Origin of the sequence: Arenibaculum sp. (genome assembly GCF_035998295.1) — a bacterium.
GTDB lineage: Bacteria > Pseudomonadota > Alphaproteobacteria > Azospirillales > Azospirillaceae > DASYHS01.
The window spans coordinates 47,339-55,362 of the sequence record NZ_DASYHS010000135.1; the positions used below are offsets into that span (position 1 = coordinate 47,339).

Consider the following 8,024-nt stretch of genomic DNA (forward strand, 5'->3'; position numbering starts at 1 on the left):
GAGCAGGGACCCCGCCCATGACCATCACCACCTCCTCCTTCCCCGCACGCCCCTTCGCGCGCCGGGGCTCCTGGATACCCTGGGTCTTCGTCGCGATGTTCGCGGTGGTGCTGCTCGCCAACACCGCCATGGTCTACGTCGCCGCCTCGACCTGGACCGGCCTGGAGACGCGCGAGCACTACCGCAAGGGCCTGGAATACAACGCCGCCCTCGAGGCCGAGCGCGCGCAGGCCGCGCGCGGCTGGCAGGTCGCGGTCGACGCCCGCGCGGCCGGCGGCACCGCCCTGCTGCGGGTCGAGCTGAAGGACCGCGACGGCCGCGCGCTCGACGGTGCCGAGGTGACGGCGCTGCTGATCCGCCCGACCTCGGACGGGCACGACTTCGCCGTGGCGCTCGACGCGGCCGCGGCCGGCGTCTACGCCGCCGAGGCTACGATGCCGCTCCCCGGCCAGTGGGACCTGCGGATCGAGGCCCGCCATCCCGCCGGCGACTGGCAGTCGATCCGGCGCATCGTGGTGCAGCCGTGGGAGCAGCCGTCGGACCAGCCGGGGAGCCGGCCGTGACCGCCTGCCTGCATTGCGGCCAGGACGCGGCCGGGGCGCGGTTCTGCTGCCCCGGCTGCGCCGCCGCCTGGGAGACCGTGCGCGGCCTCGGCCTGGAGCGCTACTACGAGCGCCGGCGCCTCGATCCCGAGGTCCGGCCGCCGCGCCCGGAGGAGGGGGAGGCCGACGTCTCCGCCCATGTCCGCACCGCCCCCGACGGCACCGCGCGCCTCGACCTGATGGTCGACGGGCTGCAATGCGCGGCCTGCGTCTGGCTGATCGAGAGCGTGCTCAAGCGCAGCCCCGCGGTGCGCCACGCCCGGCTCAACATGACGACCCGGCGCCTGGCGCTGGTCTGGGACCCGGCCGGGGCCGACGGCAACGCGCTGGTCGCCTCGGTCGCCGGGCTCGGCTACCGGCTGGTGCCGTTCGACCCCGGCCGGCTCGCCGACGCCGGCGCCGCCGAGGAGCGCGGCCTGCTGCGCGCGATGGCCGTGGCCGGCTTCGCCTCGGCCAACGTGATGCTGCTCTCGGTCGCGGTCTGGGCCGGGCACGCCCAGGGCATGGGGCCGGCGACGCGCGACCTGATGCACTGGGTCTCGGCCCTGGTGGCGCTGCCCGCGATCGCCTATGCCGCGCGGCCGTTCTTCCGCTCGGCCTGGGCCGCGCTGTCGCGCCGGCGCACCAGCATGGACGTGCCGATCTCGCTCGGCGTCGTGCTGGTCTCGGCCGTCAGCCTGGCCGAGACGGTGCAGGGCCACGAGCACGCCTATTTCGACGGCGCGGTGATGCTGCTGTTCTTCCTGCTGGTCGGCCGCTACCTGGAGCTGCGCGCGCGCGGCCGGGCGCGCTCGGCGGCCGAGCACCTGCTGTCGCTGGGCGCGCGCGCGGTCACCGTGCTCGACGGCGCCGGGCACGGCCGCGTGCTGCCGCCCGACCGGGTCGAGGCCGGCATGACCGTCCTGGTGGCCCCCGGCGAGCGGGTGCCCGTCGACGGGCGCGTGCTGGAGGGCCGTTCCGACCTCGACACCGCGCTGCTGACCGGCGAGACGGTGCCGGCGGCGGCGAGCCCGGGCGACGCGGTCTTCGCCGGCACGCTGAACCTGACCGCCGCCCTGACCCTGCGCGTCACGGCGGTCGGCGAAGGCACCCTGCTGGCCGAGATCGTGCGCCTGATGGAGGTGGCCGAGCAGGGCCGCGCCCGCTACGTCGACCTGGCCGAGCGGGTGTCGCGCTTCTACTCGCCGGTCGTCCACCTGGCGGCGCTGCTGACCTTCGTCGGCTGGATCGGCTTGATGGAGGCACCCTGGCAGGCGGCGCTGCTGCACGCGGCGGCCGTGCTGATCATCACGTGCCCCTGCGCGCTGGCGCTCGCGGTGCCGGCGGTGCAGGTGATCGCGAGCGGCCGCCTGATGCGCCAGGGCGTCCTGCTGAAGTCGGCGACCGCGCTGGAGCGGCTGGCCGGGATCGACACCGTCGTCTTCGACAAGACCGGGACTTTGACCGAGGGACGGCCGGTGCCGGTGCTGGACGGCGTCGATCCGGCCGACCTCCGCCTCGCCGCCTCGCTCGCCGGTGCCAGCCGCCACCCGCTCGCCCGCGCGCTGGCGCGCGCCGCCGGCGACGTGCCGGTGGCGTCGGGGGTGGTCGAGCAGCCCGGCGCCGGCCTCGTGCTCGCGGCACCCGGGGGCGAGGTCCGCCTCGGCAGCCGCCGCCATGTCGGCCTGCCCGAGGACGCCGGCGGACCGGAAGGCGGGGAGGGCGGGGCCGGGCCGGAGTTCTGGCTGTCCGCGCCCGGCCGGGCCCCGGTCCGCTTCGCCTTCACCGACGCGCCGCGCGCCGATGCCGCCGCGGTGGTCGGGGCCCTGCGCGCGCGGGGCCTGCGCGTCGTGCTGCTGTCGGGCGACCGCGTCCCGGCCGTGCGCGCGGTCGCGCAGACCCTCGGCATCGCCGACTGGCACGCCGCCTGCGACCCCGCGGCCAAGGTCGCGGTGCTGGAGCGGCTGGCGGCCGGGGGGGCTCGCGTGCTGATGGTCGGCGACGGCCTCAACGACGCCCCGGCGCTCTCGGCGGCGCTGGTGTCGATGTCGCCCTCGACCGCGGCCGACGTCAGCCAGACCGCGGCCGACGTCGTGTTCCAGGGCCACCGCCTCGCCCCGGTCGCCGAGGCGGTCGAGGTCGCGGCGCGCGCCGACCGGCTGGTGCGCGGCAACTTCGCGCTGGCCCTGGTCTACAACCTGCTGACCGTGCCGCTGGCGGTGGCCGGCTTCGTGACGCCGCTGGTGGCGGCGCTCGCGATGTCCTCCTCCTCGCTGCTGGTGATCGCCAACGCCCTGCGCCTCTCCCGGCGCCGGGCCCGAACGGACGAGACCGATGGACGTTCTGCTCTACCTGATCCCGATCGCGCTGTGCCTCGGCCTGCTGGGGCTGGTGGCGTTCCTGTGGGCGCTGCGGTCCGGGCAGTTTGACGATTTGGACGGGGCGGCCCACCGCATCCTGTTCGACGAGGACGAGCCGGCCCCGGTTGCGCCCCTCCCCGCGCGCGGCGACAATGGCCGCGCGCACGAGGCAGGGGAGGGGACATGGAAGGCGCGATCGGCCCGGGGCCGCGCAACCTGATCACCGACGTCGACGGCATCGCCGTCGGCAACGCCGAGGCGGCGTCGGTGCGCTCGGGCGTCACGGTCGTGCTGCCGGACCGGCGCGCGGTTGCGGCGGTCGACGTGCGCGGCGGCGCGCCCGGCACGCGCGAGACCGACGCCCTCGACCCCGCCTGCCTGGTCGAGGCGGTGGACGCGGTCGTGCTGTCCGGCGGCTCGGCCTTCGGGCTGGACGCGGCGCAGGGCGCGATGCTGTGGCTCGCGGCGCGGGGCCGGGGCTTCCGGGTCGGCCCGGCGGTGGTGCCGATCGTCCCGGCCGCGATCCTGTTCGACCTCGCGAACGGCGGCGACAAGGCCTGGACCGGCGGTGGGACCGGCGGTGGGGCAACCGAGCCCCCTTACCGCGCCCTTGGCGGGGCGGCCTGCGACGCGGCGGGCCGGGACTTCGCGCTCGGCAATGCCGGGGCCGGGCTGGGCGCCAAGGCGGGCGGTCTGAAGGGCGGGCTCGGCAGCGTCTCGGCCGTCGCCGCCGACGGGCTCCAGGTCGGGGCGCTGGTCGCGGCCAACCCGGTCGGCCACGTCGCGATGCCGGGCACGGGGACGTTCTGGGCCTGGCCGTTCGAGATGGCGGGCGAGCTGGGCGGCCAGCGCCCGCCGGCCGCCGCACCCCCGCCGGGCGCCGGGCTGGAGCCGCCCCGGGCCTCGGCCGCGATCGGCGCCAACACGACGCTCGGCGTCGTCGCGACCAACCTGCGCCTGACCAAGGCGGAGGCGCGCCGGGTCGCGGTGATGGCCCAGGACGGCTACGCGCGCGCGATCCGCCCGGTCCACACGCCCTATGACGGCGACACGGTGTTCGTGCTTTCCACCGGCACGCTCGACCTCGACGCCCCGCGCCCCGAACTGCTCTACCGCGTCGGCGCCCTGGCCGCCGACTGCGTTGCCCGCGCCGTCGCCCGCGGCGTGTTCGAGGCCGAGGCCCTGGGCAGGTTCCCGGCCTACCGCGAGCGCTGGAGTGCGGCGTTCGGGGCGTGAATCACCGCCGAAGGCGCTCCAGGATCTGCTGCCTGTGGTCCGCGCCTCCGAAGAACACGGCCAGGACCCTGACCTCGGCCTGCGCTTCGTCGACCTCGAAGTAGAAGATGAACCGTCTGCTGGTCACGGTGCGGATGCCGGGCCGGATCTCCGGGTGCTCGGTCCCCCGATGGGGATGGACCTCGAAGCTCCGCATGTAGGCGAGGGCCTCTTCGATGCGCTCGGCCGCCCGCTCCGAAGCGCTCTCCGGGTCGTCCCCGAGGCCTTGATAGGTCCGGACGAGGTATTCCTCGACGAGATCGAGGTCGCGCGTGACCTGCGCCGCGCGGCGGACCCTATGGCGCTGCACGCGTCTTTCTCTTCCGCTCCAGCATCGCACGGGTCTCCGCCTCGCCGACGTCGAGATCGACGAAGTCCCCCGTGCGGCGCCGGTCGATCAGCGCCCGCAGGGCGGCGACCTCCGCATCGCGCATTTCGGCGTCGCGCCGCAGCATCTCCAGCCCGCGTTGGAGGACCGCGCTGAGGCTCGGGTACTGCCCGGCCTCGACGAGACTGCGCGCATAGGCCTCCTGCTCGTCGGTCAGCGAGATCGAGGTCTTCACGGTCATGGTCACCTCCTGCCGAGTCAGGTACTACTGGGTAGCACCAATATCAAGGCCCGGTAGGCGGCGGGTGCTGAAACGAAGAAAGGGCATGCCGGCCGTGCCGGCATGCCCTTGGAAATCCGCCAACCGGTCCTTGGCTACGCGATACTCCCTCCCTACGAGGTCGGCCTCGCGTCACGGCGCTTGCCCGGGCCTGTACGGCCGAAGCCGCACTTGATGTTTTCGGACCGTGAGGCGCACGCACGGTCCAGCTTGCGCTTGAAAGCATAAATGGCTCCTTCGCGGCGGAGCGTCAAGGGAAAAGCGGTCCCAGGAGAGCCAGCCCGTCCAGCCGCCGGGGTCGGAAATAGCGCCTGCAGAGATCCGCTGCACATATGATCGTCGTTCCGGATGCCAGTAGGTCGTCGACGACTATGATTTTGCTTCCGTGCGGCAAACGGGCGTCGGGATCTACGAGAACCGGGGTGAAGTACCTTCTTGCCTTGGCGTCGACATCTTTCATTGCGAAGAGCCGTGAAGGTAGTGCTCCACGTAGTTTGCCCAGGGCATGTTTGTAGGCCTGCTGGTCGCGCCTGCTTATCAAGGCGGGGTCGGGGGCTGAAGCCAGTGCTTCGGCGATGGTCGGCTTGCGAAGAATGTCGGCGATAACGGCCGTCGGGCCGAGCCGGTGCCGAAGGGATTTCGCAACCCGCCGCGGAATTCCCTTGGATGAAGGTATGGGAACGATGATGTCGTACTGGCCGGGTTCGACAGTTTTTCGGACGATCCATGCCGCGCGGCGATGCAGTTGCCGGATGTCGCCTATACCGATCGTGTAGCCGTGAGTGCCCTTCAAGGCATAGATCAGCGGATTGCCGTCGTTGCGCGCGTCCCCGATCCTGGTCCGCGAGAATACGCAATGCACCAGCGTCGGGCCGAAGCGCACGACCTGGGCCGCCTGTTCCTTGGAGGTGATGACGCGGCGTTCGTGCCGATCATTCAGCGACACGAGCTTCGTGTCCGAGACGTCGATGCCCAACGGGCGCTCCTTTTGGCGAGTTGCCGCAGGTCTACCACTTCGGGTCTTGCATTCAATAGCATTCAGATCCCGTAGTACCCGGCTCCGGTCCTTCTTTCCCCTCCGCATGACGCCCGCCCCCATTCGCCTGTTGCAGGAACGCGCCCGGCCGGGAAGGATGCGGTACGACGGCAAAGTGCTAGGGGAACGAGGATGATCAAGACGCGCGCGGCTGTGGCGTGGGAGGCGAAGCGCCCGCTGGAGATCGAGGAGGTCGAGGTCGCGGGGCCGAAGCCCGGCGAGGTGCTGGTGCGCATCGTCGCGACCGGGGTGTGCCACACCGACGCCTATACGCTGTCCGGCACCGATCCCGAAGGGATCTTCCCGGCGATCCTCGGCCACGAAGGCGGCGGCATCGTCGAGGAGGTCGGGGCGGGCGTCACCTCGGTGGCGCCGGGCGACCACGTGATCCCGCTCTATACGCCGGAATGCGGCCAGTGCAAGTTCTGCCGCTCCGGCAAGACCAATCTGTGCCAGGCGATCCGCGCGACCCAGGGCAAGGGGCTGATGCCCGACGGCACGACCCGCTTCTCCAGCAAGGGCCGGCAGGTCTTCCACTACATGGGCACCTCGACCTTCTCCGAGTACACGGTGCTGCCGGAGATCGCGGTCGCGAAGATCCCCAAGGAGGCGCCGCTCGAGAAGGTGTGCCTGCTCGGCTGCGGCGTTACGACCGGCATCGGCGCCGTGCTCAACACCGCGAAGGTCGAGCCCGGATCGACGGTCGCGATCTTCGGCCTGGGCGGCATCGGCCTGTCGGCGATCATCGGCGCCGGCATGGCCAAGGCGTCGCGCATCATCGGCATCGACGTCAACCCGTCGAAGTTCGAGATCGCGAAGCAGCTCGGCGCGACCGACTGCATCAACCCCCGCGACCACGACCGCCCGATCCAGGAGGTGCTGGTCGAGCTGACGGACGGCGGCGTCGACTATTCCTTCGAATGCATCGGCAACGTCCAGGTGATGCGCGCCGCGCTGGAGTGCTGCCACAAGGGCTGGGGCGAGTCCGTCATCATCGGCGTCGCCGGCGCCGGCCAGGAGATCGCCACCCGGCCCTTCCAGCTCGTGACCGGGCGGGTCTGGCGCGGCTCGGCCTTCGGCGGCGTGCGCGGCCGCTCCGAGCTGCCGGGCTATGTCGAGCGCTACATGAACGGCGAGTTCGAGCTCGACACCTTCATCACCCACACCATGGGGCTGGAGGACATCAACACCGCCTTCGACCTGATGCACGAGGGCAAGAGCATCCGCTCCGTCGTCCTCTACGGCCGTAGCTGAACGGGGCCGCAGCTGAACGGGGCCGCCGGACCGGGGCCGCTGAACAGGAGGGAACCATGACCGACGAGGCGACCCTCGTCTCGGCGAACAGGTGCTTCGGCGGCCGGCACGAGCGCTGGCGCCACCGCTCGCGCACGCTCGGCTGCGACATGGTGTTCGCGGCGTTCCTGCCGCCGGGTGCCGCACCCGGCGCGCCGGTCCCGGTGCTGTACTGGCTGTCGGGCCTGACCTGCACGGACGAGAACTTCATGCAGAAGGCCGGCGCCCAGCGCCTCGCGGCCGAGCTCGGCATCGCGATCGTGGCGCCCGACACCAGCCCGCGCGGGTCCGGCGTGCCCGGCGACCCGGAAGGGGCCTGGGACTTCGGCCACGGCGCCGGCTTCTACGTCGATGCGACCGAGGAGCCGTGGGCGCGCCACTACCGCATGCACGACTACGTCGTGAACGAGCTGCCGATCCTGGTCGAGCGGCTGTTCCCGGTCACCGACCGCCGCTCCGTGTCCGGCCATTCCATGGGCGGGCATGGCGCGCTGGTCGCCGCGCTGCGCAACCCCGGCCGCTACCGCTCGGTCTCGGCCTTCGCGCCGATCGCGAACCCGGCTTCCGTGCCCTGGGGCGAGAAGGCGTTCGGCCGCCTGCTCGGCCCCGACCGGCGGCGCTGGGCGGAATGGGACGCCTGCGCCCTGATCGCGCGCGCGGCCGAGCGCCTGCCCCTGCTGGTCGACCAGGGCGACGCGGACGCGTTCCTGGAGACCCAGCTCCGCCCCGAAGCGCTCCGGGCCGCGGCCGGTGCGGCGGGCCATCCCCTGACCCTGCGCCTGCAGCCCGGCTACGACCACAGCTACTTCTTCATCGCCACCTTCATCGACGACCACCTCCGCCACCACGCCGCCGCCCTGGCGGCGTGAGC

9 protein-coding genes are annotated in these 8,024 nt (G+C 72.7%); 6 read left to right on the forward strand and 3 right to left on the reverse strand.

The genetic code is table 11. The annotated features are described in order from the left end of the window. Positions 1 to 17 precede the first annotated feature (17 nt). The 4 genes from VGO20_RS13420 to VGO20_RS13435 are packed head-to-tail and all read left to right on the forward strand — an operon-like array spanning position 18 to position 4,177. A complete protein-coding gene (locus VGO20_RS13420; protein WP_327502863.1) occupies positions 18 to 563 on the forward strand; it encodes a FixH family protein in 546 nt (181 codons plus the stop codon). Continuing rightward, positions 560 to 3,010: a heavy metal translocating P-type ATPase gene (locus VGO20_RS13425; protein ID WP_327502864.1), complete on the forward strand. Its 2,451-nt coding sequence runs from the start codon at positions 560 to 562 to the stop codon at positions 3,008 to 3,010. The genes VGO20_RS13420 and VGO20_RS13425 overlap by 4 nt, the downstream gene beginning before the upstream one ends. Then, positions 2,916 to 3,161, forward strand: coding sequence for a cbb3-type cytochrome oxidase assembly protein CcoS (gene ccoS, locus VGO20_RS13430; protein ID WP_327502865.1), 246 nt, complete (start codon positions 2,916 to 2,918; stop codon positions 3,159 to 3,161). The genes VGO20_RS13425 and ccoS overlap by 95 nt, the downstream gene beginning before the upstream one ends. Beyond that, positions 3,125 to 4,177, forward strand: coding sequence for a P1 family peptidase (locus VGO20_RS13435; protein ID WP_327502866.1), 1,053 nt, complete (start codon positions 3,125 to 3,127; stop codon positions 4,175 to 4,177). Before ccoS ends, VGO20_RS13435 begins: the two co-directional genes overlap by 37 nt. Before the next feature lies 1 nt (position 4,178). On the opposite strand, the gene VGO20_RS13440 is transcribed toward VGO20_RS13435, so the two are convergent. The 3 genes from VGO20_RS13440 to VGO20_RS13450 all read right to left on the reverse strand — a co-directional run bounded on the left by VGO20_RS13440 (position 4,179) and on the right by VGO20_RS13450 (position 5,800). Further along, positions 4,179 to 4,526, reverse strand: coding sequence for a hypothetical protein (locus tag VGO20_RS13440; protein ID WP_327502867.1), 348 nt, complete (start codon positions 4,524 to 4,526; stop codon positions 4,179 to 4,181). Then, a complete protein-coding gene (locus tag VGO20_RS13445; RefSeq protein WP_327502868.1) occupies positions 4,513 to 4,785 on the reverse strand; it encodes a ribbon-helix-helix domain-containing protein in 273 nt (90 codons plus the stop codon). The genes VGO20_RS13440 and VGO20_RS13445 overlap by 14 nt, the downstream gene beginning before the upstream one ends. 289 nt (positions 4,786 to 5,074) lie before the next feature. Further along, on the reverse strand, positions 5,075 to 5,800 hold the full coding sequence (locus VGO20_RS13450) for a hypothetical protein (RefSeq protein WP_327502869.1): 726 nt from the start codon (positions 5,798 to 5,800) through the stop codon (positions 5,075 to 5,077). 195 nt (positions 5,801 to 5,995) lie between these two features. Between VGO20_RS13450 and VGO20_RS13455 the strand changes: the two genes are divergently transcribed. Together VGO20_RS13455 and fghA are read left to right on the forward strand one after the other, a co-directional pair. Next, positions 5,996 to 7,114 (forward strand): S-(hydroxymethyl)glutathione dehydrogenase/class III alcohol dehydrogenase, encoded by a 1,119-nt coding sequence (locus VGO20_RS13455; protein ID WP_327502871.1) that lies wholly within the window; start codon positions 5,996 to 5,998, stop codon positions 7,112 to 7,114. A gap of 56 nt (positions 7,115 to 7,170) precedes the next feature. After that, the gene (gene fghA / locus VGO20_RS13460; RefSeq protein WP_327502870.1) at positions 7,171 to 8,022 is read left to right on the forward strand and encodes an S-formylglutathione hydrolase; all 852 of its coding nucleotides are present in this window, start codon (positions 7,171 to 7,173) and stop codon (positions 8,020 to 8,022) included. The last annotated feature ends 2 nt before the right edge of the window (positions 8,023 to 8,024 follow it).